General features: G+C 41.0%; 27 protein-coding genes and 1 riboswitch. Of the genes, 17 read left to right on the forward strand and 10 right to left on the reverse strand.

Annotation, left to right across the window (positions count from 1 at the left end; all coding sequences use genetic code 11):
- Positions 1 to 55: 55 nt before the first annotated feature.
- From P20439_RS13780 to recQ, 3 genes are all read right to left on the reverse strand, one after another.
- The gene (locus P20439_RS13780) at positions 56 to 1,774 is read right to left on the reverse strand and encodes a POTRA domain-containing protein (protein ID WP_008467755.1); all 1,719 of its coding nucleotides are present in this window, start codon (positions 1,772 to 1,774) and stop codon (positions 56 to 58) included.
- 128 nt (positions 1,775 to 1,902) lie between these two features.
- Complete coding sequence (locus tag P20439_RS13785; RefSeq protein WP_008110618.1) at positions 1,903 to 2,187, reverse strand: DUF3630 family protein; 285 nt, start codon at positions 2,185 to 2,187, stop codon at positions 1,903 to 1,905.
- A gap of 7 nt (positions 2,188 to 2,194) precedes the next feature.
- The gene (recQ, locus tag P20439_RS13790) at positions 2,195 to 4,018 is read right to left on the reverse strand and encodes a DNA helicase RecQ (protein ID WP_008467757.1); all 1,824 of its coding nucleotides are present in this window, start codon (positions 4,016 to 4,018) and stop codon (positions 2,195 to 2,197) included.
- Positions 4,019 to 4,161: 143 nt separating this feature from the next.
- Between recQ and P20439_RS13795 the strand changes: the two genes are divergently transcribed.
- Together P20439_RS13795 and rarD are read left to right on the forward strand one after the other, a co-directional pair.
- Entirely contained in the window at positions 4,162 to 4,617 is a 456-nt protein-coding gene (locus tag P20439_RS13795; protein ID WP_008467759.1) for a thioesterase family protein, read from the forward strand.
- A gap of 51 nt (positions 4,618 to 4,668) precedes the next feature.
- Positions 4,669 to 5,589: an EamA family transporter RarD gene (rarD, locus tag P20439_RS13800; protein WP_008467760.1), complete on the forward strand. Its 921-nt coding sequence runs from the start codon at positions 4,669 to 4,671 to the stop codon at positions 5,587 to 5,589.
- A 3-nt stretch (positions 5,590 to 5,592) separates the two neighbouring features.
- On the opposite strand, the gene P20439_RS13805 is transcribed toward rarD, so the two are convergent.
- Positions 5,593 to 6,825 carry a response regulator gene (locus P20439_RS13805; RefSeq protein ID WP_008467761.1) on the reverse strand — a complete coding sequence of 411 codons (1,233 nt, stop codon included), beginning with the start codon at positions 6,823 to 6,825 and terminating at the stop codon, positions 5,593 to 5,595.
- Between the two features lie 85 nt (positions 6,826 to 6,910).
- Positions 6,911 to 7,285 carry a DUF413 domain-containing protein gene (locus P20439_RS13810; RefSeq protein ID WP_008467764.1) on the reverse strand — a complete coding sequence of 125 codons (375 nt, stop codon included), beginning with the start codon at positions 7,283 to 7,285 and terminating at the stop codon, positions 6,911 to 6,913.
- An 89-nt stretch (positions 7,286 to 7,374) separates the two neighbouring features.
- Between P20439_RS13810 and P20439_RS13815 the strand changes: the two genes are divergently transcribed.
- From P20439_RS13815 to ung, 8 genes are all read left to right on the forward strand, one after another.
- Positions 7,375 to 8,244 carry a LysR family transcriptional regulator gene (locus P20439_RS13815; protein WP_008467766.1) on the forward strand — a complete coding sequence of 290 codons (870 nt, stop codon included), beginning with the start codon at positions 7,375 to 7,377 and terminating at the stop codon, positions 8,242 to 8,244.
- 163 nt (positions 8,245 to 8,407) lie between these two features.
- Positions 8,408 to 9,337, forward strand: a complete 930-nt coding sequence (locus P20439_RS13820; protein WP_008467768.1) for a porin — start codon at positions 8,408 to 8,410, stop codon at positions 9,335 to 9,337.
- Positions 9,338 to 9,394: 57 nt separating this feature from the next.
- Positions 9,395 to 9,525, forward strand: a riboswitch (cobalamin riboswitch).
- A 73-nt stretch (positions 9,526 to 9,598) separates the two neighbouring features.
- Positions 9,599 to 10,411 (forward strand): ABC transporter ATP-binding protein, encoded by an 813-nt coding sequence (locus P20439_RS13825; RefSeq protein WP_008467770.1) that lies wholly within the window; start codon positions 9,599 to 9,601, stop codon positions 10,409 to 10,411.
- Position 10,412: 1 nt separating this feature from the next.
- Positions 10,413 to 11,423 (forward strand): iron ABC transporter permease, encoded by a 1,011-nt coding sequence (locus P20439_RS13830; RefSeq protein ID WP_008467771.1) that lies wholly within the window; start codon positions 10,413 to 10,415, stop codon positions 11,421 to 11,423.
- Entirely contained in the window at positions 11,423 to 12,904 is a 1,482-nt protein-coding gene (locus P20439_RS13835; RefSeq protein WP_008467773.1) for a cobyric acid synthase, read from the forward strand. The genes P20439_RS13830 and P20439_RS13835 overlap by 1 nt, the downstream gene beginning before the upstream one ends.
- Positions 12,897 to 13,496 carry a cob(I)yrinic acid a,c-diamide adenosyltransferase gene (gene cobO / locus P20439_RS13840; RefSeq protein WP_008467774.1) on the forward strand — a complete coding sequence of 200 codons (600 nt, stop codon included), beginning with the start codon at positions 12,897 to 12,899 and terminating at the stop codon, positions 13,494 to 13,496. Before P20439_RS13835 ends, cobO begins: the two co-directional genes overlap by 8 nt.
- Positions 13,496 to 14,344 carry a cobalamin-binding protein gene (locus tag P20439_RS13845; protein WP_008467777.1) on the forward strand — a complete coding sequence of 283 codons (849 nt, stop codon included), beginning with the start codon at positions 13,496 to 13,498 and terminating at the stop codon, positions 14,342 to 14,344. The genes cobO and P20439_RS13845 overlap by 1 nt, the downstream gene beginning before the upstream one ends.
- Positions 14,341 to 15,003: a uracil-DNA glycosylase gene (gene ung, locus P20439_RS13850; RefSeq protein ID WP_008467778.1), complete on the forward strand. Its 663-nt coding sequence runs from the start codon at positions 14,341 to 14,343 to the stop codon at positions 15,001 to 15,003. The genes P20439_RS13845 and ung overlap by 4 nt, the downstream gene beginning before the upstream one ends.
- Before the next feature lie 59 nt (positions 15,004 to 15,062).
- Here ung and P20439_RS13855 read toward each other — a convergent pair whose 3' ends face one another.
- Together P20439_RS13855 and tal are read right to left on the reverse strand one after the other, a co-directional pair.
- Complete coding sequence (locus P20439_RS13855) at positions 15,063 to 15,251, reverse strand: DUF3545 family protein (RefSeq protein ID WP_008467780.1); 189 nt, start codon at positions 15,249 to 15,251, stop codon at positions 15,063 to 15,065.
- A 226-nt stretch (positions 15,252 to 15,477) separates the two neighbouring features.
- Positions 15,478 to 16,428, reverse strand: a complete 951-nt coding sequence (gene tal / locus P20439_RS13860) for a transaldolase (protein ID WP_008110647.1) — start codon at positions 16,426 to 16,428, stop codon at positions 15,478 to 15,480.
- Positions 16,429 to 16,646: 218 nt separating this feature from the next.
- Between tal and yaaA the strand changes: the two genes are divergently transcribed.
- Positions 16,647 to 17,426: a peroxide stress protein YaaA gene (gene yaaA, locus P20439_RS13865; RefSeq protein ID WP_008110649.1), complete on the forward strand. Its 780-nt coding sequence runs from the start codon at positions 16,647 to 16,649 to the stop codon at positions 17,424 to 17,426.
- A gap of 119 nt (positions 17,427 to 17,545) precedes the next feature.
- Positions 17,546 to 18,466, forward strand: a complete 921-nt coding sequence (locus P20439_RS13870; RefSeq protein ID WP_008467782.1) for a mechanosensitive ion channel family protein — start codon at positions 17,546 to 17,548, stop codon at positions 18,464 to 18,466.
- 224 nt (positions 18,467 to 18,690) lie between these two features.
- On the opposite strand, the gene P20439_RS13875 is transcribed toward P20439_RS13870, so the two are convergent.
- Positions 18,691 to 19,011, reverse strand: coding sequence for a BON domain-containing protein (locus P20439_RS13875; protein ID WP_008467785.1), 321 nt, complete (start codon positions 19,009 to 19,011; stop codon positions 18,691 to 18,693).
- Positions 19,012 to 19,265: 254 nt separating this feature from the next.
- Positions 19,266 to 20,492 (reverse strand): ATP-dependent RNA helicase SrmB, encoded by a 1,227-nt coding sequence (gene srmB, locus P20439_RS13880; protein WP_008467787.1) that lies wholly within the window; start codon positions 20,490 to 20,492, stop codon positions 19,266 to 19,268.
- 76 nt (positions 20,493 to 20,568) lie between these two features.
- Here srmB and P20439_RS13885 point away from each other — a divergent pair, with 76 nt between their 5' ends.
- Both P20439_RS13885 and P20439_RS13890 read left to right on the forward strand, forming a co-directional pair.
- On the forward strand, positions 20,569 to 21,267 hold the full coding sequence (locus P20439_RS13885; RefSeq protein WP_008467789.1) for a tRNA1(Val) (adenine(37)-N6)-methyltransferase: 699 nt from the start codon (positions 20,569 to 20,571) through the stop codon (positions 21,265 to 21,267).
- 81 nt (positions 21,268 to 21,348) lie between these two features.
- Complete coding sequence (locus P20439_RS13890) at positions 21,349 to 21,807, forward strand: DUF2147 domain-containing protein (protein ID WP_008467790.1); 459 nt, start codon at positions 21,349 to 21,351, stop codon at positions 21,805 to 21,807.
- A 47-nt stretch (positions 21,808 to 21,854) separates the two neighbouring features.
- Here P20439_RS13890 and fldB read toward each other — a convergent pair whose 3' ends face one another.
- The gene (gene fldB / locus P20439_RS13895) at positions 21,855 to 22,376 is read right to left on the reverse strand and encodes a flavodoxin FldB (RefSeq protein ID WP_008467792.1); all 522 of its coding nucleotides are present in this window, start codon (positions 22,374 to 22,376) and stop codon (positions 21,855 to 21,857) included.
- Positions 22,377 to 22,481: 105 nt separating this feature from the next.
- Between fldB and xerD the strand changes: the two genes are divergently transcribed.
- The 3 genes from xerD (at position 22,482) to recJ (ending at position 26,014) form a co-directional block, all read left to right on the forward strand.
- Positions 22,482 to 23,408 (forward strand): site-specific tyrosine recombinase XerD, encoded by a 927-nt coding sequence (xerD, locus tag P20439_RS13900; RefSeq protein WP_008467794.1) that lies wholly within the window; start codon positions 22,482 to 22,484, stop codon positions 23,406 to 23,408.
- A gap of 72 nt (positions 23,409 to 23,480) precedes the next feature.
- Positions 23,481 to 24,209 (forward strand): bifunctional protein-disulfide isomerase/oxidoreductase DsbC, encoded by a 729-nt coding sequence (gene dsbC / locus P20439_RS13905; RefSeq protein WP_008467797.1) that lies wholly within the window; start codon positions 23,481 to 23,483, stop codon positions 24,207 to 24,209.
- Between the two features lie 83 nt (positions 24,210 to 24,292).
- Positions 24,293 to 26,014, forward strand: a complete 1,722-nt coding sequence (gene recJ, locus P20439_RS13910; RefSeq protein ID WP_008467799.1) for a single-stranded-DNA-specific exonuclease RecJ — start codon at positions 24,293 to 24,295, stop codon at positions 26,012 to 26,014.
- Positions 26,015 to 26,075 lie beyond the last annotated feature (61 nt).

A 26,075-nucleotide genomic window follows, 5' to 3' on the forward strand; every position in this document is an offset into this window, starting at 1 on the left:
TCACAATAATGATAGGCGTAAAGTGTAACGCGTTAACTTTGTGCGCAGTAGTGATTTAAAAAGAATTTTTAACGCTCAGTAGCCACTGTACCGAGTCAACATCGTTGTATTTATTTAGTGGCGCAGCAATATCAAGGTGGATCATGGTACCTGCATTGGCGCGACTTGGCGCAAGGCGCAAACCTAAGCCCACATTTTTTAGCACTGGGGTGTTCTCAACTTGATACTGAGTGTTCGAGTCGCTGTTATACCAAGCTCGACCGATATCTAAAAAGGCCGCCCCTCCCACTTTAAACAGCTGTAGTAAGTCATATTCCCAGTAATAGCGCTTTTCTAAACTGACTAAAAAACTCCGATCCCCATGTTGAAATTCCATAGGATAGCCACGAAGTCCAGTTTCGCCCCCTAGGGTGAGCTGTTTATCATTAGTGAGGTTTTTTGCGTATTGCAGCCTTGCTTTTACATACCAAGATTGATCAATACTGGTATTTAAATAATATTGAATTTGGCTAGTAGTGAGCAAGTTTTCGAGCTGTTTTTTCTCGTTATTCCAATAGCCTTGAATATCTGCATGAAAACGCCAAAGGGTATGGTTAGTGCTAAAATGGGCTTTGTTAAAATTAAACGAGTACACAGCGCGGCTATCGTCGTTACTTATTGATTCATCGGAGTAGCCCAGGGTGGCTTTGATATTCCAGCCTAAATTTAAATCCTCAGTACGATAAATACTGTCAAAGTTACGTACTTTTATAAAGTTATCTTCAAACCAATGGCCGCTGATGTAGGGGTAACTTAAGCTTCTGTTTTCAGCCACTGCTGTAGTGGTAGAATCAATCGCTTTGAAAGTGTGTTGCTCATCAATATAACCAAGGCTCAAGCGCTGGGTCCAGTTATGACTAAGGGCTTTAGAGTGGCCAAAAAACACCTGGTTTAGGTCGGTTTTTTGTTCAAACTCACTAAACTTTTCACCTCTGATGTATAAGGCTTCTTCTCGTTGGGTTGAGTAACTCAGGACGCCATAACTATAGGGCGTATCGATGGCATAAAACGGGTAGGTTAGTTCAACTAAATGACTTTTGCCGTCGCTGTTGTCGGCATACTCTAAACGCCCTCGGTAGCGAGTTGATAAGATATTAGGATCATCGTAAACAAATAAATAACCATTTCGGTCACTGTCGGTTTTGCGAGCAAACGATAATCGTTTGCCCCAACCAAATAAGTTAGACTCGCGAAAGCCGATACTTGATTTATTTTCGCCACCACTGCGGCTAAAGCTAAGCTCGGGTAGCAAAGTCCACAAATCGCGAGTCACCACGGTTACATCAATATCGCCATCGCAGTTTTCGTTGGCAACAATTTGTGCGTCATATAAATAGTTTTGTTTACGCAGTAGCCGCTCAGATTCAGCCAAGGTTTTTTGATTAAAAGTATCACCCGCTTTAAACAATAAAATGCTTTTAATAACCTCAGGCTCAGTTTGTATATGTGCACGATTAGCAAAGCGAAACAGTGCGTTGTTTTCAGCTTCGAGTTCGGTATTAAAAACATTAAGTTGTTTAAGATTAATTGAGGCAATTTTAGTGTTACTATTTATCGTAAGCGGTGGAGGTTGAGACTCGATTTGTCGACGCAAATTACTTTCATGAGTTTGTGATGAGTCGTCACTAGGGCAGCTTTGGGCTAGTGGCGCTTCTTGCGCGCAAACGCTGAGCATAAACATACTCGAAATAGAAAGGCTAAAACAACTACGTGCAATCCATTTTCTATTTAACATTGACCCTCTTTAGCGCTATTTTGCAAAATAAAACACTTACTTTTAGCTTACATCATTGTTATTGATATGTAAGTAAAAGACAGATTTAGTTTTATTTTTATAGCGATTATAAGGTATTAGCTATGCATTTAAGTTAAATAAAATGTTAACGCTGCCAATAGGTTGTCGGCATCTTGCCCTTCACCATTAATCCACACACTTTGGCTGTAATGCTCAAAATTTAAATTAAATGTGTGGTTAGCATAGTTAAAACGCAGTTGATGACGATCTGCCCCAGCGGCATACTCATTAATGCTAATTTCATCGCTGTGCAAAAATAACGTTCCCCACAATTCAAAGTCTTCATCGTGCGGCAGCTCTGTCGGTTTAATAATAATACATTGATGTGTGTGATCGTATTCAAGTTCGGTCATAAGGGGCTTATTGCGTTGCTAGGTAATGTCGAATTGCGGTTAAAAACTCACCGCCATACTTGTTTAATTTAGTAAAACCAACCCCCGACACTTTTAAAAATTCACTGTCGTTGGTAGGCATAAGCTGCGCCATTTCGGCTAGCGTTTTATCGTTAAATACTACATAAGGCGGCACATCATCGGCATCGGCTAACTCTTTACGCAATGCACGCAGGCGAGCGAATAGTTTTTTATCGTAATTAAACTGCGCTAACTTATCCTGATAAACGTGTTTAGCTTGTAAGCGAGGCTCGGCCAATTGCAGCGCATATTCACCTTTTAAAATAGCGCGTGCAGCTTCCGTTAAACGCAATGAAGCGCCTTGGGTTATATCTTGGCTTAATAGCCCTTGATGAATAAGTTGGCGTAAAATACTAAGCCAAAATTCACTGCTTTTATCTTTACCTATGCCATAGGTACTAAGTTCATGATGATTGTTATCACGAATGCGGCTAGTATTCGCGCCGCGTAATAACTCTACAATGTAACCCAACCCAAATCGTTGTTGCGCGCGATACACACATGAAAGCGCTTGCTGTGCGACTAATGTGCCATCAAAACTTTTAGGTGGATTTAAGCAAATGTCACAATTCCCACACGGCTCTCGTTGGTATTCACTAAAGTAGTTTAATAATATTTGACGTCTGCAGGTCTGCGCTTCGGCAAAACTGGCCATGGCATTAAAGCGTTGCTCTTCTACACGACGGCGTTGTTCATCGTCAATATCTTCAAAAAAGCGTCTAACCCGCCCTATATCGGCAGGGTCAAAATACATAATGGCTTCTGCAGCCAGTCCATCACGCCCAGCGCGACCGGTTTCCTGATAATACGCTTCAATACTTTTTGGAATGTCGTAATGTAATACAAAACGTACGTTAGGCTTGTTAATTCCCATACCAAAGGCAACGGTGGCAACCACAATTTGAATATCGTCGCGGGCAAACCCGGTTTGCACAAATTGACGCTGTTCGTTACTCATTCCCGCATGATAAGCAGCCGCATTAAGGCCTGCATCGGCAAGCTTTTCAGCAATATCATCAACCCGCTTTCGACTGGTGCAATAAATAATGCCACTTTGATTTTTTTGCTCTTTCAAATAGCGCAGTAATTGCACCATAGGTTTAAATTTCTCTTCTATGGTGTAACGAATATTAGGGCGGTCAAAGCTGCCGGTATGAATATAAGGCTGCTGTAGCTTGAGTTGCTCAACAATATCAAAGCGGGTGGCTTTATCAGCGGTGGCAGTGAGTGCCATCATAGGTACATGTGTAAAACGTTGCTTTAATTCATTTAACCTAAAATAGTGAGGTCTAAAGTCATGTCCCCAATGAGAAACACAGTGTGCTTCATCAATAGCAAACAAACTGACATTTAAATGCGATAAGCGCTCTAAAAATTCCCTTTGTAGTACTTTCTCTGGGGCAACATAAAGTAATTTTATTAGCCCCTGATGCAACTGCTGATAGACTAACTGCTGTTCTTCACGGGCTAAGCTGTTATTTATATAAGCGGCTTTTACGCCTAGAGCTTGTAACTGAGTTACTTGATCTTGCATTAAAGAAATGAGCGGAGAGATAACAATGGTTACCCCCTCTAATACTAGTGCGGGTATTTGGTAACACACCGATTTACCACCACCGGTAGGCAATAATACTAACGAGTCTTGGCCGTTAATCGCAGCATCGATTACTGCACTTTGACCGTCGCGAAATTCGCTGTAACCAAACACTTGTTTGAGTACAGTTTCAGGTTTACGCACCAGCGTATTTGGAGAGGGAGTTAGTGTATTCATCGGCGCTATTTTAGTGGTTTTTTATCAGGATGTCTTTAGCTTTCATTATTTGGTGTAAACATCGGTAATGATAATTGAGGAGGTTACAACAGCTTTAAGTTGTGCTTTACTCATCGTACCACCTTAAAACATAGAGAATAATAATGAATAAAGAAATGTTGATTGAACAAGTTGGGGCGTTGTTTGTTAATAATATGCCTTTTAACCAATTTTTAAAAATAGCGGTGGAGTCACTTAGTACTGAACAAGCTAAAATCTCCTTTCCTTGGCAAGATGTATTAATAGGCAACCCCGCGCAAAAAATTCTCCATGGCGGAGTTATTTCGGCGGTACTTGATAATGTCGGTGGAATGCTTGCTGCTGCCAGTGTAATCGGAAAACTAGACGATGCAGATTTACCCAGTGTACATAAAAGGCTAGCCACACTGGGTACTATCGATTTACGCACCGACTATTTACGCCCAGGCAAAGGCGAGGTTTTTATTGCTAGCGCTAAGCTGATTCGCTCAGGAAATAAAGTATGTGTGTGCCGAATGGAGTTACACAATGAGCAGTCAGTACAAATTGCTTTTGGAACGGGCACGTATTTAGTTGGCTAAAAAGTGAGAGGGGGGTAAACTGACGGCCTTTTAAATCACCAAGTGGTTACTATGTCGATTGATACCGAGCAGCGAAAGGGCGCTATTTTTGCCTGCCTCGCTTTTTTTATGTGGGGCCTCGCACCCATTTATTTTAAGATGATCCAACATGTGTCAGCATTTGAAATTTTAATGCACCGTGTTATTTGGTCAGTGGTGTTTCTTATTGTGGTGGTGAGTGTGCTCAGCTACTGGGATAAAATTAAACGCATTTTAATCCAACCTAAACTTATTTTGATGTTAGTTGTTACCTCGACCTTACTAGGGTTTAACTGGGGATTGTTTATTTGGGCCATCAATAACAATCACATGTTGGATGCCAGCCTAGGTTACTACATTAATCCTTTATTAAATGTGTTGCTTGGTATGGTGTTTTTAAACGAGCGATTACGTAAGTTGCAAGGTGCTGCTGTTGCTTTAGCTTTTACAGGCGTGCTGTTACAGCTAATTAGTTTTGGCTCATTCCCCGTGGTAGCGTTTTCATTAGCAACATCTTTCGCACTATATGGCCTATTACGTAAAAAGCTACAAGTTGATGCTCTGCCTGGGATTTTAATTGAGGCATTAATATTGTTACCCGTGGCGCTTACCTATTGGTGGCTAATGGTACCGACTGAAACGTCAAATTTACCAGGGAATGATTGGCTAACCAATGTATTATTGGTGAGCGCGGGCATAGTAACTACGCTGCCACTGCTGTGTTTTACCGGCGCGGCTAAGCGTTTGCAATATACAACGTTAGGGTTTTTTCAGTATATAGGGCCTAGCCTAATGTTTATTTTAGCGGTGGTATTTTATGGTGAGGTGTTTGATGCTGAGCGCGTAATTACCTTTGCGTGTATTTGGAGTGCATTGGCTATTTTTAGTTGGGACTCATACCATCAATCGCGAAAACGCAGAAAAGCGGCCATTGTAGCCTCTGGTGTGGTTTAAAAACTAAACAACTTTATTACGACCCGACTCTTTGGCTTTGTAGAGCTTTAAGTCGGCTTGTTTTAATAGCTCGTCAATTTGATAGGTTTCACTGTGGCTGAAGCCTATCGATAACGTAAATTTGATGTTTGCTTGACTGAATTCATGACTGTTAAGCTCAATAAAAAGCCTGAAGCTCTCTAGTCGTTTTAGCGCTTCCTGTTCGGTTAGCTCAGTAAAAAATACCGCGAATTCTTCTCCGCCTAAACGGGCAACCAATTGGTTTTCAAAATATTTATTAAAGCATATCGCAAGCCCTTTAAGAACTTCATCTCCGGCATCATGGCCATAGGTATCATTAATAGCTTTAAAATGGTCAATATCAAGCATAGCTAACATGGCTGGTGCTTTTGCTTTTTTAAACTGCTTTAATGACTTATTAGCCTCTTCAAAAAAGTAACGGCGATTAGGGAGTTTAGTTAAATAGTCAGTATTGGCTTGGCGCTTTATAGTTTCGATATGCTCTAGCATATCGACGTTTTGGCTTAACCTGCAGTAAAATTCTTCACTATTAAAAGGTTTATACAAGTAGTCATTTGCCCCATTTTTTAAAAATAAGGCAGACAAATTAGACGATGTAGCGCCTGAGATACCAATAATAGCCTTTTCGTCATTACTATAAATGCGCCTAATTTCATTACACAGTTCAATACCGCCCATATTAGGCATTTCTTTATCTATGATAATCACAGAGATGTCAGGGGTATTTTCAAGCTCTTTAAGTGCCTCTAGGCCATCGGCTGCTTGTAATATTTGGTATTTATGACGCGTTAATAAATTACAAATATATTGGCGTGTAGACGCTGAGTCATCAACAACCAGTACTTTAACTTGCTTATTGCGAGGTAGGCGATAAAGCTGCTTTTCTAAATATTCGTAAGCTTGTTTATTGCCTTTGATAATGTAATCAATAATAGGGTACTTTTCGACGGTGTCGCGAGTTTGATTATCGATATTGCCAGTCATAACAATGGTAGGGATATCTGCTGCAATCGTGCAGGGAACCGCTTCCCCTTTCGGGGCATCAGGCAATATAAAATCAACGACTGCGCAAAAATAAGCATGTTTACTTATTAGCTCTTTAGTCTCAGCCAGCGACTGGGCAATATCAACTTCATAGCCAATTTTTTGCGCGATATGCTTTTGCACTCGCGCAATAGTGGGGGTGTCTTCAACAATAAGTATTCTGTGCGTCACGTGGCAGCCTGTTTAAATTTTGCAAAAATGTTTGCTTATACAAGTTGTAACTGCTAAAACGCCAAAAAGCAACTATTGTAATGACTTATAGATTGTCTGCCTCAGAGTAATAATCTTGACTGATTGGTGTTGGCCCTGAAATTTTTGAGCGACCAAATAATGTATGAAATTTTGTTTTGCAGGTTGTTAACTTTAAGTATTTAACCCATGCTCGCTCAATTGGGTTACTTGGCTCAATTATGCCACTGACCGCATTTACAAATTGTTGCTGATATTCGTTTTGTGGCTCAATTGTTTTGTTATACAGACTTTTTAAAACAACACCGTGCTGTTCTAAAATACTTGCCTCTAACAGGGTAAAATGCCCGCTGCGGCTAAATCCGCGTGGAAAGTTTTGATCATCATAAAACTGACGTTGACTAACAAATGCTTGACGAAGTAGTGAAATATCATTGCTCATAGCTGTACCCTCATACCAATTATTAGCTGGAGTATGGGACATAATTGCTATTTTTTTAAACAAAAAATTTTTATCGTGAGGATAAAAAATTGGACATAGATTTATTAAAAACATTTGTCGAAGTGGTGCGTACTCGCCATTTTGGTAAAGCGGCAGAAAACCTATACATAACGCAGTCTGCGGTGAGTTTTCGAATTCGTCAATTAGAGCAGGGCTTAGGCGTAAATTTATTTATTCGCCAGCGCAATAATATTCAACTCACCGCCCCTGGTGAGCGCTTGTTGCCGCATGCTCAAATGATTATTACTGGAATGCAAAGGGCCAAAGTGGATGTTGCACTTGCAGATAATATGCATAAGCAAATCAGCTTGGCTGGGACTCCTAATATTTGGGATGCGTTTTTACAGTTTGGTATTACAAATATAGTATCGGCTATGCCCGGTGTATCTTTGGTGGCAGAGGTAAAAGCACAACAAGAGAGCACTCGATTACTATTAGAGCGCACCCTTGATCTAGCCATTTTATTTGATCCACCAAAAGTAGACGAACTCGTTGTTGAACGAATTTGTGAACTACCTATTATTCCGGTTAGTGGCTACGACACCGCAACAGGCGATAACTTTTTTGATAATCAATATGTTTATGTTGATTGGGGAACTACGTTTTCTCTTTGGCATGCCCGTCAATTTACCGGTAAAACGCCGCCTTATTTTAGAACCAGTACCGGACGCATAGCGCTTGATTTAATACTGCAATGTGGCGGTAGTGCGTTTATTCCACAGGTATTAGTTAAAGATCATTTAGAAAAAGGCGAACTTTTTCATGTAAAAGGGGTAGAAAATACCTCAAGAGATGTATTTGTTGCCTACCATAGAGATAACGAACAGAAAGAGTTAATAGAAACTCTGGTTAATTTGCTGTCGCAAATGACACCGAGTTTATTGAAACAAAGTAAGTAGTCGTTAAGCGGTATATTTTAGATGTTATTTTGATTTCAGATTTAATGCAGTTTTATTAACTTAAAAAGACAAAAATGTGTCCTTTGTAATATTTTTGTCATTTAGTGGTGACACACTGCTGCTGTTTTAAAAATTAGTCTATTGTGATTATCGAGGAAATAACATGAAATTTGCAAAATCGAGCTTATGCTTAGCCTTACTTAGTGGTTTATCTTTTAATGCGCTTGCAGAAGTAGACATTTACGGTAAAGCGAATGTAACTGTTCAATCATCTGACGATGGTGAAGGGTCGTTTACTGAAATTAAAAGTAATGCATCTCGTTTCGGACTTAAAGGGTCTGAAAAAATTTCAGACGGTTTAGAAGCTGTTTATAAGTTTGAATTTCAGGTTGATGTGTCGGATGCTGACTCAAAAGGCGATAAAGATAATATTTCAGCACGTAATCAATATGTAGGTTTTAAAGGTTCATTTGGTCAGGTAGTAATAGGCCGTAACGATACAGCGTTAAAGCAGGCGCAAGGTAAACTTGATTTATTTAATGACCTTGAAGGTGATATTAAAAACACTTTTAAAGGTGAAAACCGCTTAGGTAACTCAGTATCTTACGCTTCAAACAGCTATGAAGGCTTTAAAGTATTAGCTTCATTTATTGCAGAAGATGATAAAGATGCCAAAAATGGTTACTCAGTGGCGTTAACTTATGGTGATGCTGGCCTTAAAAAGAGCGCTGTATATGCTGCTGTTGCTGCTGATAGTGAAGTAAATGGTTACGACGTAGTACGTGCAACAGTTCAAGGTAAAATTGAAGACTTTAGACTTGGTGCAATGTACCAAACACAAGAAAAAGTAGACGGTAGCGCTGAAGCTGACGGTTACTTAGTGAATGCAGCTTACCTAATGGGTAGCAACACTTTTAAAGTGCAATATCAAACAATGGATTTTGATGACAGCGATGATAAAAGTGCAGTATCGGTAGGTGTTGACCACAAGCTAAACAAAAATCTTAAGGTGTTTGGCTTTTACTCAAGTTTTGATATGGACAACAACGTTGACCAAGATTACCTAGCTTTAGGTATGGAATATAAGTTTTAACTAAACCTCAGTTAAAACACTCCCTTTTAACCGCACTCAGCTGAGTGCGGTTTTTTTTGCTTTAAATTATTTACTTATCTGCGCATAATAGCCAAGCATTTGGAATGAGGTGAAACTCCTCAACTATACCCGTAACTGTAATCAGTTTTACTGTAAGTCAGATACAAGTGCCTTAAAACTTCATATAACGAGCGGGTTAACTCATTTTCTTTTTGGTACTTGTGGTACTGAGTGTGGGTTTTCCCTGCCTAGGATAATTTTTTGCACACTCAAACCTCTAAACAAACAACGCTTTTAACCGTAAATAATGTCTCTTGGCGAGTGGGTAATACCTTAATCCTTAAGCATATTAATGTGAGTATTGAGCGTGGCAAGTTTGTTGGCTTAATTGGTCCTAATGGTGCGGGAAAATCGAGTTTACTGCGTTGCTTGTATCGATTTAATCAGCCGTCAGCGGGAGAGGTTAAATTTAATAACACCGATATTTGGCAACTAAAAAGCGAAGACTACGCCAAGCAAGTTGCCGTTGTGCTACAAGAAACACCGTCGCAATTTAACCTCTCGTTATTCGATGTTGTGGCTCTAGGGCTTACGCCACATAAAACGCTATTCAGTTCGACCACCCAAGCAGATAAACAAAAAATAGCTCAGGCTATTAGCCATGTGGGGCTTGAATCTCATAGTACTCAATTATTTGATTCGTTGTCAGGCGGTGAAAAGCAACGAGCCTTTATTGCCCGCGCTATTGTGCAGCAACCACAACTTCTTATTATGGATGAACCGACCAGTCACCTTGATGTGAAATATCAAATTCAACTTATGGAGTTGGCTAAATCTTTAGGGATTACGGTATTTGCGTCATTTCATGACTTAAATTTAGCCGCAGCAATGTGCGATGAGTTAGTGGTTATTAAAAATGGAAAAGTTGTTGATGCAGGTAAGCCAAGTAGCGTGGTCACTGAGCAGATGCTGGATGAGGTGTTTGGTGTTTGTGCTCAAGTGAGCACTCACCCTCAAGCAACAATTAAAGGTGAGGCTATTCCTCATATTACTTATTATTATGGATACCAATAATATGACGGCCTTTTCTAACCATGCCGTTGCATTAATCGCTGCGCTATTATGCGCACTATTGAGTTTATTTATCGCACTAAGTTTTGGTGCGGTACCTACGTCGCTCGCAGATGTATACCAAAGCTTAACCTTTTCAAACGAGGCTTCATTTACCAGCCGCATTATTATTGAATTAAGAATGCCACGTACTTTGTTGGCTTTTTTAGCCGGTAGTGGCTTAGCGATTGCAGGTTTAATACTACAAACAGTCACCCGTAATCCCTTAGCTGATCCTTATTTATTTGGTATTTCGTCTGGTGCTTCATTAGGGGTGGTTATATTAATGTCCTTGGTAGGAGCTGGGGCGGGTATTGCACTATCTGGGGCGGCATTAACCGGCAGTTTAGTTGCGATGGGGTTATTAATTTTAATTGCAGGTAGCCAGCGCAACGCTCAAGTTGAGTCGATGTTATTGGCAGGGGTGGCCTTATCATTTTTATTTAGTGCTTTTACTAGTTTGTTACTTTATTGGAGCGATCCACAAGCAGTCGCGGCTATTTTATTTTGGACTTTAGGTAGTTTTGCTAGAGCACAGTGGCAGTCGCTGCTGTTACCTGCCTTAGTCATTATGGCATGTACAATAATCATGTTGGGTTTTAGGCGCCAGCTTAATGCGATGTTGTTAGGCGATGAAAGCGCGACAACGCTTGGTGTTAGGGTGCATCGCTTTAGAATTTTAATGCTTATTTTAAGCTCGTTGATCACGGCCGTATTGGTTGCTAACTGTGGCGGAATTGGCTTTGTTGGCTTAATGGTGCCGCACATAGTGCGCTTTTTTATCTCTCAAGGTAGCCGTGTTGGGTTATTAATGACCGGATTAGTCGGGGGCATATTTATGGTATGGGTCGATGTGCTTGCTCGTTCACTATTAAGCAACCAAGAGCTGCCAATCGGGGTGATCACGGCGGCTATTGGCAGTCTATTCTTTTTAAGTATATTGTATTTTCGTAAGCGCCAGCTGGTGGGTAAATAATGAAAACATTAATGGTACAAGGCACTACTTCCGATGCGGGTAAAAGTACCTTGGTTGCAGCGCTTTGCAGAGTGTTTGCTAATCAAGGCGTTAATGTTGCGCCATTTAAACCGCAAAACATGGCGCTTAATAGTGCCGTAACGCATGATGGCGGTGAAATTGGTAGAGCACAAGCATTACAAGCCGTTGCAGCAAAAGTAGCACCTGAAATAGACTTCAATCCCATATTACTCAAACCCAATAGTGATACCGGCGCACAAGTAATTATTCATGGCAAAGTTATTAGCAATATGGAAGCCGACTCTTACCATGACTATAAAAAAGTGGCTATGGATGCGGTATTAACCTCACATAATCGTTTAGCTAAACGCTTTGATTTATTGCTGGTTGAAGGGGCTGGTAGCCCAGCTGAAATTAACCTAAGGGCAAACGATATTGCCAATATGGGCTACGCCGAAAAGGTCGATTGTCCGGTTATTATTATTGCCGATATTGATAAAGGGGGCGTGTTTGCTCACCTAGTAGGAACTTTGGCGCTATTAAGCGAGTCAGAGCAAGCACGGGTAAAAGGCTTTGTTATTAATCGTTTTCGTGGTGACATTAGCCTATTACAAGGCGGGTTAGATTGGCTTGAAGAGTACACAGGTAAACCTGTGTTAGGGGTGTTACCCTACCTACACGATTTAGCTCTTGATGCCGAAGATGCCGTTGCCATAGATAATAATGTGACCGAAGCCAGCATTAATATTGCGGTACTGCTGGTGCCTCATATTAGTAACCACACTGATTTTGATGCACTGCGATTGCACCCAAATATAAATATAAACTATGTGCGTCATACTCAAGCGATTCCATCCGTTGACTTAATCATTATGCCTGGCAGTAAAAATGTACTTAGTGATTTGGTATTTTTAAAAAATGAAGGCTGGGATCAGCAAATTAAACGCCACTTACGTTATGGTGGCAAAGTACTGGGTATTTGCGGCGGTATGCAAATGTTAGGTAATACTATTAGCGACCCCAATGCGGTGGAATCATCATTAGGGCAAATGGCTGGGTTAGCACTTAGTGATTTTGATACCACATTAGGTGAACAAAAAGTGCTAAGCCAAGTAAACGCCACTATTAGTTTAAACCAGCAGCAGGTTGCTTGTCAGGGTTATGAAATACATGCTGGGATCAGTAAAGGTAAGGCGCTCAATAAACCACTTATTCACTTTAATAAACACCCCAATGGCTTTACTACGGATGGTTTTATTAGTGACGATAATGCCATTGCCGGTACTTATTTACATGGCTTGTTCGACAACGCAGCTACTACGGAGCTGCTATTAAAGTGGCTAAAACCAGACAGTGACATTAATGCCATCAGCATTAATGAGCATCGCGAACGCCAGTTAGAACGGCTCGCTGAAATGTGCCAAACACATTTAAATATTGAACAAATTATTAAAATTTACCAAGGACATAACAATGACTGAATCAACAAACGACAAGCACCAACAGCGCCAGCAAAAAGTAAAAGAACAGGTTGATGCTCGTGTAGCAGCAGCACAGCAAGAAAAAGGTATTTTTCAGGTTATTACCGGTAATGGCAAAGGTAAATCAACCTCTGGTTTTGGTGTGGTTGCACGTTGTATTGGTCACGGTAAAAAGGCGGCCGTGTGTCAGTTTATTAAAGGTACGTGGGAATGTGGTGAACGTAATTTACTGCAAGGTGCAGGGGTCGAATTTGCTGTTATGAACACTGGTTTTACTTGGGATACGCAAAATAAAGAGGCTGATACCGCGGCAGCGCAAGCAACATGGCAAGAGTCAAAGAGGATGCTAAGCGACAGCAGTATCGACGTGGTATTACTTGATGAGCTCACCTATATGGTTACTTATGGCTATGTCGACCTCGATGAGGTTGTTGCTGCAATTAGCAACCGACCTGCAATGCAGTCGGTGATAGTGACTGGTCGTGCTGCGCACCGCACCTTAATTGAACTGGCCGATACGGTAAGTGAAGTACGAAATGTAAAACATGCATTTGAGTCGGGCGTAAAAGCACTAAAGGGCTTTGATTACTAATGTTAAAACGCATTGTTGTTGGGCTGTTATTGTTTGCAGTTAGTGCACCCCAAGCCTTAGCCGACAAGCCGCTTCGTATTGTGGCTCTAGCGCCACACATAGTCGAAAATTTATATGCCATTGGGGCGGGTGATCTAATAGTGGGCACGCTGGATTACGCAGATTACCCACAAGAGGCGACTAAAATTGAGCGTATCGGCGGCTATAATGGCATTTCTATCGAAAAGTTACTCATGCTCAAGCCTGACATGGTGATTGCGTGGAAAAGCGGTAATCAGGCAGAAGATTTGGCACAAATTAAGCGACTAGGGATTGAATTGCATTTAAGTAATCCACGCTCTATTGAAGGCGTTGCTAAGGAAATACTAAAATTAGGTCAATTAACCGGTCATATTGAGCAAAGTAAAAAAGTAGCTGAGGCATTTACAGCTAAGCTCAACGCAATTAAAGCCGCGCAGCATAATAAAACCACGCTTTCTGGGTTTTATCAGCTGTGGCCAGAGCCTATGATGACGGTATCAAAAAATACATGGATAAATCAGTTAATCGAAACCTGCCAAGTAACCAATGTATTTGCTGACAGCGACACAGATTACCCACAAATCAGCATTGAAAACGTAATAGTCACCAAGCCACAAATTATTATTATTCCCGATGAAAAATCCAAACAGGTAATACCTACAGTTAATTGGCAGCAATGGCCTGAAATTCCGGCGGTTAAATATAAGCAATTTATTAGCGTTAACGCGGATTTATTACATCGTTTTTCTCCTAGAATGCTTGATGGATTAGCACAAATGTGTGACAAAGTTGAGGTATCTAGAAAACTTATTAAGAGTCAATTATGAGCAACTGGTCATCTTTTTTAAACCATGAACTTAGCCAAGCATATATGCAGCAAACCCTTGAATATGTTACGAATAAACGAGCTGAAGGCATTGCTGTATACCCACCAGAACCGCAGGTGTTTAGCGCATTTGATGCAACTCCACTTAGCGACATTAAAGTGGTTATATTAGGTCAAGACCCTTACCATGGAGAAGGGCAAGCGCATGGCTTGTGTTTTTCTGTATTGCCTGAAGTTAAAAAGCTCCCGCCTTCACTTAAAAATATTTATAAAGAGTTAGTGACTGACATTAATGGTTTTATTACGCCAGAGCATGGCTATTTACAAAGCTGGGCAGATCAAGGTGTGTTTTTGCTTAATACCGTACTAACAGTAGAGCAAGGGCAAGCCCATTCCCATAAACATTTAGGTTGGGAGCAATTTACCGATAACGTAATTACTCATATAAATGAGCATTGCCAAGGAGTGGTGTTTATTTTGTGGGGCGCACATGCACAAAAAAAAGGTAAAAGCATTGATCGCCAGCGCCATCATGTATTGTCTGGGCCGCACCCTTCACCGCTTTCTGCGCATCGCGGATTTTTTGGCTGTCAGCACTTTTCAAAAACCAATGAACTGTTAATAGCGCAAGGAGCACAGCCCATTAATTGGCAAGTATAGGGTAATTGGTATTAAAAAAGGCTTTCATAAATGAAAGCCTTTTTAGTTGCTGTTGTTGATTAAAACTCTAATTCATCAATAGCAACACTATCAGCAAAATAGTCGAGCTCCTGTAGTTCTTTGCGCAAACGTTGCTTATCTTTTATTGCTTCTATTTCGCGCCATTTTCTTTTTTTATTTTTTTGAGAGGTTTTTTTCGATGTATCAGAACCTTCTAATATCTCTATTATTTCGTTTAGGCTATCCATTGATTATCTCCTATTGACCACTTTTTGAACCTCGGCAGTATCTATACCACAGCTATTAATAAAATAGAATATAAATGTGACGAAACTGTTACTGATGGGTGGTATTTTGATGAAGATCAATACAAAAAGAACGTAAATGGGGACAAGTCGAGTATTTAAAGTAAATCGCAGACATAAAAAAACGCCGCTAAAAGCGACGTTTTTAAACTCATTAAACAGCGATTAGTTACATCGCTTTAAAGCGTGCTTCTAGTTGCTCTTGCGCATCTGCAAATGAGCGAATACCTTCAGCTAGTTTTTCAGTCGCCATAGCGTCTTGGTTATGTAACCAACGGAACTGTGCTTCGCTAAGTGGCTCAGGTTTTGGCTCTTTAGCAATATCGCTCTCTAGTAAGTACTCTTGTGCGTCTTCTAAATTACCTAGCTCTTCTAAAAGATTAGGGCTAATTGTTAGCTTATCGCAGCCTGTAAGGGCAATGATTTCACCGGTGTTACGAAAGCTTGCGCCCATAACAACAGTTTTGTAATCGTGACGCTTATAAAACTCAAAAATACTACGCACCGATTGTACACCCGGGTCTTGAAGCGGGTCGGTTGGTTTTTCCATACCGTTTGCTACGTGCCAATCTAAAATTCGGCCAACAAATGGCGAAATTAAAAATACGTTTGCATCAGCACAGGCGCGCGCTTGGGCATCGCTAAATAAAAGCGTTAAGTTACACTTAGTGCCTTCTTTTTCTAACTGTTCTGCGGCTTTAATGCCTTCCCACGTTGACGCTACTTTAATTAAAATCTTGTCTTTGCTTACGCCTTCTTTTTCGTAAAGGCTCAATAGCGTGTGTGCTTTATTAATTGTTGCTTGGGTATCAAATGATAAACGTGCATCAACTTCAGTAGAAATATAACCCGGTACAATTTCACTAATTTCTTTACCAAGTAATACTGCAAAATAATCACAAGCCAGCTCTAGCTGTTTTGCAGGCTGCTGCTCGGTTTCTTTTGCATACTGCCATGCTTTATCTAGATAAGGTTTGTAAGCTTCAATCTCACTCGCTTTTAAAAGTAGCGATGGATTGGTAGTCGCATCTTCAGGTTGATGTTTTTTTATGGCTTCTATATCGCCCGTGTCGGCCACGATAGAAGAGTGTTGTTTAAGCCTTTGTAGAGCGCTAGTCATTTGCTTTTCCTCATTCCAAGCAAGTTAAAAGAAAATCTAAACTACCTTAATATAGCTATACTGCAACAGTGTGACAATGCTTGATAGGTCTTATGTCCTTATCAATAAAAAAACGGTAACGGTTGAGTTTTAGGTAGGATAATTTTAAACAAAACGTGCTTTTCGTTTCATTTAATGTTGAAATTGACATTAAATAATTTACAAGTCAATAGCTAACTATGATCACTGTTATTTCACCAGCAAAGAATCTTGATTACGACACGCCACCCGCAACAGATAAGTTCACTCAACCTGAATTACTTGAGCACAGCGAAGCGCTCATGAAAGTATGCCGTGAACTAACTCCTGCGCAAATTGGCAGTTTAATGAAAATTAGCGATAAACTCGCAGGCCTCAACGCAGCGCGTTTCAGTGAGTGGGCACAACCATTCACTACCGATAATGCTAAACAGGCCGTGCTTGCCTTTAACGGCGATGTATACGGCGGGTTAGATGCTAATACCCTCACTACTAAGCAGCTTGATTACGCTCAAGACCATTTACGTATACTTTCGGGATTATACGGAGTATTAAAGCCGCTTGATTTAATGCAGGCTTATCGCTTAGAAATGGGTACAAAACTTGAAAATAGTCGGGGTAAAAACTTATATGAGTTTTGGGGCAGTGTTATTGCTAATAAACTTAACGACGTATTAGCGGCACAAGATGCACAATACTTAGTAAATCTAGCCTCTAACGAATACTTTAAAGCAGTAGATAAAAAAACGCTTAACGCACACATTATTACACCACACTTTAAAGACTGTAAAAACGGCCAATATAAAGTGATTAGCTTTTACGCTAAAAAAGCGCGCGGCATGATGGCACGCTACATCATTGAAAATCAAGTGACTCAATTAAGCCAACTCAAAGAGTTTACTGTGGCCGGCTATTACTTTAGCTCAGAAGCAACCACTAAAGAACTTGAACCGGTATTTTTGCGCGAAGAGCAAAGCTAAATTTAGCGCTATTTGCAGCTAAACACATACCCAAAAAGCTATGCATTGCATGGCTTTTTTTATACTGGCGCTATTTTTGCAAACCTTAGATTACTAACCCTAACTAAGGTATAAAATAAATGCTCTCAATTCCCTCAATTACAGAAGCCGAAAAACTAATAGAAGAGAAGCTCGGCGGTTGGTTTGATGTTGTTATAAGTCATATCCCTAACTTTATAGTCGCGGTGATTATTGCGATTATATTTTCATTTATTGCCCGCCTTGCAGGCAAAGGAATGAAAAAAGTATTGCGTCGCTCGCTCGATTCTACTCAAATTGCTGACTTAATGGCCTCCATTTTTAAAGTTATTGTACTGAGTGTGGGGGTCTTTATTGCCCTTGATTTTATGGGCTTAAAAAGTACCGTTACGTCACTGCTTGCGGGTGCAGGTATTGTTGGTCTTGCCATTGGTTTTGCTTTTCAAGATATGACCGAAAACCTAATTGCGGGTATTGCTATGGGTATTCGTAAACCGTTCAAAGCGGGTGATGTTATCGAGACCGATAACGTATTTGGTTCAGTGCATTCAATAAACTTGCGCAACACACTAATAGAGAGCTTTTACGGGCAATTGATACTGGTACCTAATAAAATACTATTTAGAAATGTACTGCGTAATTACAGCACCTTAGGGGTAAGACGAATAGAAGTGCCGGTGGGTATTTCTTACGCTGACGACATAGAAAAAGCCGGTGAGGTCATCGTCGACAAAATTAACCAATTTGACTTTGTGATCCGCAAAAATGAAACCGCGGTATACGCAGAAGGCTTTGGTGATAGCAGTATAAACTTACTGGTATGGTTTTGGATTAAATACCCTGGCGAGCCCGATTTTATGACGGTGCGTCACAAAGGGGTTGTGGCTGTTAAGCAAGCGCTCGATGCGGCAGATATAAGTATTCCGTTTCCGATTCGTACCCTTGATTTTGGTATTAAAGGCGGTGAAAAACTCGATGCCATGATCAGCGATAAAATAAGCCACCACTCGGCTAAAAAGTGAAAGCAAGGACAACAATAGATCAAACTAGATTGAGTAAATTGAGTGGGAAATAATTTCCCACTTGCAGCGCGTTTTTACATTGCCTGCTGCGCTGCACTCTTTTATGTAAGCCATTATTTAAATTTATTTTTATGCAGATATTTATTTTGCACAATAAAAAACGCAGCGTGTTTAAGCAACACGCTGCGCTTACTAAAAATTTAATTCACAAAGGTCAACAGACCTTAAATAATAGCGATATTATTTTTAATGCGTTTAACCCCATCCATATTTTCTAAAAACTTTTGTGCAAGAGCACGTTCAAAACCGTTTTTAGCTTCGCCTTTGAGTTCAACGTCACCGTTATTAACGCGTACGTTTAAATTTTCTAATTCTAAATTTGGATTAGTACGTAACTCATGAGTAATAGATTGTTGTAAATTAGGTTGTGTGGCCACACTACTCACTACTGCTAAATGCGTTGCTGCACTGACGTTAAAAGCAGAGGCTAATAAAAATAAACAACAAAACGAAATAAAACCGATAGTAAATTTAATGCGACTCATAACTATATCCTTAGTGTGTTACTAAAAAGCAACGCCGTTACTCGGCGTTTTAATACTCATATACTGTTAGGGGTTACAAGTTTCATTCCAAATTTAACCAATTGAAATTATTGGTTATTTTGTTAAGTGGTTATTCAGCTAAGTAGTTTTTACATATTACTTTGAATTGCTTACTCACTGTTTTAATAAAATTAATATAAGTCATAAAAAAGCCGACAGACGTCGGCTAAATTAAACAAGTTAGAAAACAAAGGTTACTTTTTCTTTTTAACCTTGGCTTTTTTCTTTGCTTTCATTTTTACTGGATCTTTACGCTTTTTAACCGGTGGCTTAGCTTCTTTATGCTTCGGCTCTAATCCTTTAAATACACGGCGTTTAAGCTTCTGCTCTATGTAACGTTCTACTTTGTAAAGAATACCAATGTCGTGCGCTTCAATTAGTGAAATCGCTATGCCTTTTTTACCTGCACGACCTGTACGGCCAATACGGTGTACGTAAACATCTGCAGTGCGCGGCATATCAAAGTTAATTACATGGCTTATGTCCGCTACATCAATACCGCGCGCAGCGACATCGGTCGCGACTAAAATGCGAGTTTTGCCACTGTGGAAATTTTCCATCGCTTTCATGCGTTTATCTTGTGGCATTTCACCACGCAGCCACGCAGCTTTAACGCCGTTATTGGTTAGTTCACCAATAAGGATTTCAAGACGCTCACGGGTTTTTACAAACACAATCGCTTTACTAACATCAGGGCCATTTAAGGTGTTAACTAACAGCTCAAGTTTATGATGGTAATCGTCGGCTAAATGAACCCATTGGTGTATTTTAGCTTTTTCTTTGCGTGATGATTCGGCTTCAAGTAGAGCAGGGTCGTTTAAAATACGCTCTGCAAACAACTCTACGCTGTCACCTTCAAGGGTGGCTGAGAATAAAAAGCACTGACGGCGATTTTTAGCTTCATCACAAATACGCAGCATTTCTTTACGAAAACCCATGTCGAGCATGCGGTCGGCTTCATCAAGAATAAGCATTTCTACGTTTTCTGCGTGGAAGTTTTCAGTTTCCAAATACTCCATTAAACGCCCAGGTGTGGCGATTAAAATGTCGTTATTATTTTCAAAAATTTCTTTGTGTGTACCGTAGTTAATACCGCCGGTAACCACCCCAATTTTTAACTGGGTTTGTTTTGCAAGTAACTCACATTGTTCATGAATTTGATAAGCAAGCTCGCGCGTTGGGGTCATAATTAATACCCGTGCAAAGCCCGGATCACGACGCGGAAAATCCATTAAATATTGAATTGCCGGAATTAAAAATGCCGCCGTTTTACCTGTACCTGTTGGTGCCGACGCTAAAATATCGCGTCCTTGCAACGCCTCAGGAATGGCTTGTTGTTGAATGCTAGTGGGGGTTTCATAGCCCATTTTATTAATAGCATTGAGTAGCTTATCATCAAGATCAAATTCAGAAAATTGCATAGAGTGTCAAAAATAGGGGACAATTGCCGTTAATTATACGCACTTAAACCTGCTTGGTGAATGAAAAGGTGAAAAAATGTCTGGTTTTGCATTTAAACAATTTAAGGTTGAGCACGACCAGTGCGCCATGAAGGTCTCTACCGATGGTATTTTACTGGGCGCATGGGCTGATTTAAGCCACGCAAATACGTTACTTGATATAGGAACAGGTACAGGGTTACTGGCTCTAATGTGTAAGCAACGAGCGCCACATTTAAAGGTGAGCGCGGTTGAAGTTGATGAAGCCGCCTATCAGCAGGCTTTACAAAATTGCCAGCAAAGTCCTTGGCGAGATATTAGTATTTACCATCAGGCTATTCAGCAGTTTGAGGCTGCAGGTTTATTTGATTGTGTTATAGCTAATCCGCCTTATTTTAATCACAGTTTAAAAGGTGATAATGCAGCGCGAAATACCGCTCGCCATACCGATGGTTTAAGTTTTGCAGAACTGCTTGGTGCGTTTAGGCATCTAAGTCATCAACATTCGCGTTTTAATCTTATTTTACCCACCACTGAGGCGCAGTTATTTATAACATTAGCACAGCAGCAAGGGCTGTATTTAAATCGTCACTGCCAAGTACAAGCTATGCCAAATAAGCCCTTTAGCCGCAGTTTGATGACTTTTAGTTATGAGCAGAGTGAGATAAGTACAACTAAGTTATGTATTAGAGCCAATGATAATAGCTATACCACAGAGTATCAGGCGCTATGCCGCGCATTTTATTTAAAAATGTAGCGCGTTCTGGGTGTTTAAACAGTTTTGCATCTGGTTGTTTATTGTTACTATGGCTTAATTAATCGCTAATATAGTAACGCAATGAATTTATTGAATAAAAAAAGAGCTAACTCGCTGTTGATGGGATTTTTGGTCGGCAGTATTTTTGCCTCATTTAAGTTATTAGCTAACCCCACACCGGTTGGGCTTTGGAAAACTATTAACGAAGAGACCAACGAGGCTAAGTCGTACGTGCGCATTACTGAGCAAGATGGCGTGCTGACTGGTAAAATTGAAAAAATACTCAATAAAGCCAAGCAAGATGCACTTTGCACCGAGTGTGATGGTGATAAAAAGAATCAGCCTATGTTGGGGATGACCATTATTGAAGATGTGACCTATGCGGGTGACGGTAGTTGGGAAGACGGTGAAATACTCGACCCAAATAACGGTAAAACCTACAGCGTGCGTTTAACACCGCAGCAAAATGGCGAAAAACTTGAAGTGCGTGGTTATGTGGGCTTTTTTTACCGTAACCAATACTGGTTAAAAGTAGAATAGTTAAGAATTAAAAAGCGCTGCATGGCAGCGCTCTTTGCAATAGTGAGTTATAGGGTTTCAGCGTACTCTGTCATCACTTGTTCTACCCACGTGGCAATACGCTCGTCGCTTAGCTCGTACTGACTGTCTTCGTCTAATGCTAAACCTACAAACTGTTTACCGTCTTCGGTAAGTGCTTTTGATGCTTCAAATTCGTAATTACTGTCGTTCGGCCAAAAGCCTAATTGAGTAATGGCTTGGGCATTTATTTCGTCGTGAAGCATGCCTAATGCGTCTTGAAACCACTGGCCATACCCTTGCTGATCGCCCATGCCAAATAAGGCTATAGTTTTACCATTTAGGTCAACGTCTTTTATGTCGTCCCACTTTGATTCCCAATCTTCTTGAATTTCGCCAAAGTCCCACGTAGAAATACCAAAAATGATAAAGTCATATTGCTCAGCGTTTTTAAGCGGCTCGTCTTTAATATTATGTAAGCTGACGATATCGGCGCCAATAATGTCGCGTATTTTTTCTGCCGCCATTTCGGTATAGCAGGTAGTAGAACCAAAAAATAAACCAATCTGCATCGTATTTATCACTGTGTAATTGCCTGTTATGATAGGCTCAAGTTTACCGTAAGGTATTTTTAATTGATACCTTCTCCCGTGGTATTACCAACATGAGATCACAACGTGACAACGCTATCTGACGATTTACCTGAACAAAATACTGAGCTAAGCAGCAATAGCGACTTTTTAGAAACCTTTTTAGATAGCCTCTATTTAGAGCAAGGCGTAAGTGAAAACACACTGAGCGCTTATCGCAGTGACTTAGATAAGTTTTGCCAATTTTTAAAAGGCGAAAGCTTAATGACGGTAACCAGTCTAGATGTTGAAAGTTACCTAGCACACCGCGTTGATTTAGGGCTAAAACCACGCAGCACTGCGCGAAGTATCAGTGCATTAAAACGTTTTTATCAGTACTTTGTACGCGAAAAAATAATTAGCGACTCACCTATGGTCAATATTGCTCAGCCAAAGGCAGGGCAGTCGTTACCAAAAACGCTATCTGAGGCCGAAGTAGAAGCGCTATTAAGTGCGCCCAACATTGAAGAGCCAATGGGGCTGCGCGATAAAGCCATGCTGGAGTTACTGTATGCAACAGGCCTGCGGGTAACTGAGCTGGTGGGGCTTAGAATGGAGCAAATAAATTTGCGCCAAGCTGTGGTGTTTGTAAAAGGTAAGGGAAACAAAGAGCGGCTAGTGCCTTTAGGTGAAGAAGCTATGTATTGGCTCGAGCAGTTTTTAAAGCTCGGGCGCGCACAAATGATAAAACATGCCACCGATTTTGTATTTCCTTCTAAACGAGGGGTAGGCATGACACGACAAACTTTTTGGCATCGGATTAAACACTATGCTATTTTGGCATCCGTTGAGTCGCCGTTATCACCCCATACCTTGCGACATGCATTTGCAACGCATTTATTAAATCATGGGGCTGACTTGCGTGTGGTGCAGATGATGCTTGGCCACAGCGACCTATCAACTACCCAAATTTATACGCATGTAGCGAATGAGCGATTAAAATCGGTGCATGCTGAGCATCACCCTCGTGCTTAAGCGAATTTTTTTGTCACTAAGCCGGTCATATAGACACGATAAGATAAGTATTTTTAGGATAGAGAACCCGTTATGAAAAAATTAATGTTAGCAGGTGCCATGTTGTGCACTAGTTTGAGCGCTTTTGCTAATAGCGTTGCAGTCACTCCGGATGCTACAGATCCTATCGTGACGAAATTTGCCGCGCTAGGGGTGACCGTTAAACAAATTAATCCAAGCCCAGTTGCAGGCTTAAAAGAATTGATCACCAATAAAGGTGTGCTGTATGCAAGTCCTGACGGTCAATTTTTAATGCAAGGTACGCTAATCGATTTAAACAACCGTAGTAACTTAACCGAGCAAGCACTTAATGGTGTTCGCCAATCAGGGTTAAAAGAATACGAAGACTCAATGATTGTTTACAAAGCGCCTGAAGAAAAACACAGCATTACTGTATTTACCGATATTAGCTGTGGTTACTGTCGTAAATTACACCGTGAACTAGATGACTTACTTGATGCGGGTATTACCGTTAAGTATTTAGCATTTCCACGCGGCGGTCTGCAAGGTTCTGGTTATGCTGATTTAATGAATGTATGGTGTGCGAAAGATCAGCAAGAAGCATTAACTGAAGCTAAATCAGGTGCAGATACCCAAATTGTTAAAGGCTGTAGCGCACCTGTTGCTGAGCATTACCAATTAGGCCAGAGTTTTGGTATTAGTGGTACACCGGCTATTATTTTAGAAGATGGCACGATGATCCCAGGTTATCAGCCTGCTGCGGCATTAAGCGCAGCGCTTGAGGCTAACAAAGCGGGCTAAGCAATACCGCGAGTATGTGTTTAAAAAGGCCTTAATGGCCTTTTTTTGTCTTATATCATGAACATCATAAGTTAAAAACTAGCATGAAAAAAATGATCATTGCGCGAGAACCCGTTGACGACTCTCATCTGCCGAGCCATCTTCACCCTGTTATTAAGCAAATTTATGCCACGCGAAATGTGTCCCATGCCGATGAGCTAAACAATAGCGCAGCTACACTCCACGACTTCAAACTTTTTAAAGATATAGACAAAGCCAGCCAACTGTTAATTGAAGCCCTACACGCACAAAGCAAAATACTTATTGTGGGCGACTTTGACGCCGATGGCGCAACCAGCACCGCCACCTTAATGCAAGGGCTGGCCATGTTTGGCTTTACCCACTTAGATTACTTAGTACCAGACCGCTTTAGTTTAGGGTACGGTTTAAGCCCAGCATTGGCTGAGCAAATAGTGACGATGCAGCCCGATTTAGTGATCACCGTCGATAATGGCATATCGTGTATCGCAGGCATTGATATTGTTAAAGCCGCAGGCATTAAAGTGCTGGTAACAGATCACCACTTGCAGGGTGAACAACTGCCTAACGCCGATGCTATTGTTAACCCTAACCGCCACGATTGTGATTTTCCCTCTAAGTCGATAGCCGGTGTTGGGGTGGCATTTTATTTACTCATTGCCCTGAGAAGCGCATTGCGTGAACAAGGTTATTTTGAGCAGCATCCCATGCCAAATATTGCTGATTTGCTGGATATTGTAGCGCTAGGTACGGTGGCCGATGTGGTGGCACTTGATGCGAACAACCGCACGTTAGTGCACCAAGGCTTGGCACGTATTCGCAGTGGTAAAACTCGTCCGGGTATTACCGCACTGATTGAAGTGGCTAATCGCAATGCCGCGCGCTTGAGCGCCAGTGACTTTGGTTTTTCGCTTGCACCACGCTTAAATGCAGCAGGGCGCTTAGACGACATGAGTCTAGGCATAGCGTGTTTACTTAGCAACGACATAAATCAAGCAAGGCGCATAGCTGGCGAGCTTGATAGTTTAAACTTTGCCAGACGTGAAATAGAGCAAGGCATGCAAGTAGAAGCGCAAGCGGTGCTCGATAGGCTCGCCTTTAAAGAAGACAGTGTGCCCGATGCTATTTGTTTGTACCAAGACGATTGGCACCAAGGGGTAATTGGTATTTTAGCCGGGCGCTTAAAAGAAAAGTACCACCGCCCAACGGTGATATTTGCCGGTGGTGAAAACGGTGAAATAAAAGGCTCATGTCGCTCAATTGAAGGCTTGCATATGCGCGACCTACTTGAGGGATTAAACACCGCGCAGCCTGGTTTAATTAATAAATTTGGCGGCCACGCAATGGCGGCAGGATTAAGTATTAACGAGCAGCAATTTACTGAGTTTAAACGTGCGTTTGATAGTGCGGTCAGCGCGCAACTCAGTGAAGAAAGTAAACGCTGCATTGTATTTACTGATGGTGAACTACCTAACGACTGCTTTAGCATGGATTTTGCGCAATTATTAAAGCAATCAGGCCCGTGGGGGCAGCAATTTCCTGAGCCGATATTTGAACACACCTTTGAAGTGATACAGCAGCGCATTGTGGGTGAAAAACACCTAAAGTTAGTCCTTAAACACCAATCTGCACGTTTAGTTGACGCCATAGCTTTTGGCATTGATGTAAAAGCGTGGCCAGATACCGAGGCGCAGTTTGTTAAAGTAGCGTACCAGCTCGATATAAATGAATTTAGAGGTAAATTTAGCTTACAACTGATTGTAAGAGAGCTTGAAAAAGTGGGCTAAAAAATATCTTCAAACCATGCATAAAAGGCTAATAAAACGCGCGGTTTTTTGTTAAAATCGG

This window comes from Pseudoalteromonas sp. BSi20439, from assembly GCF_000241165.1.
Taxonomy (GTDB): domain Bacteria; phylum Pseudomonadota; class Gammaproteobacteria; order Enterobacterales; family Alteromonadaceae; genus Pseudoalteromonas.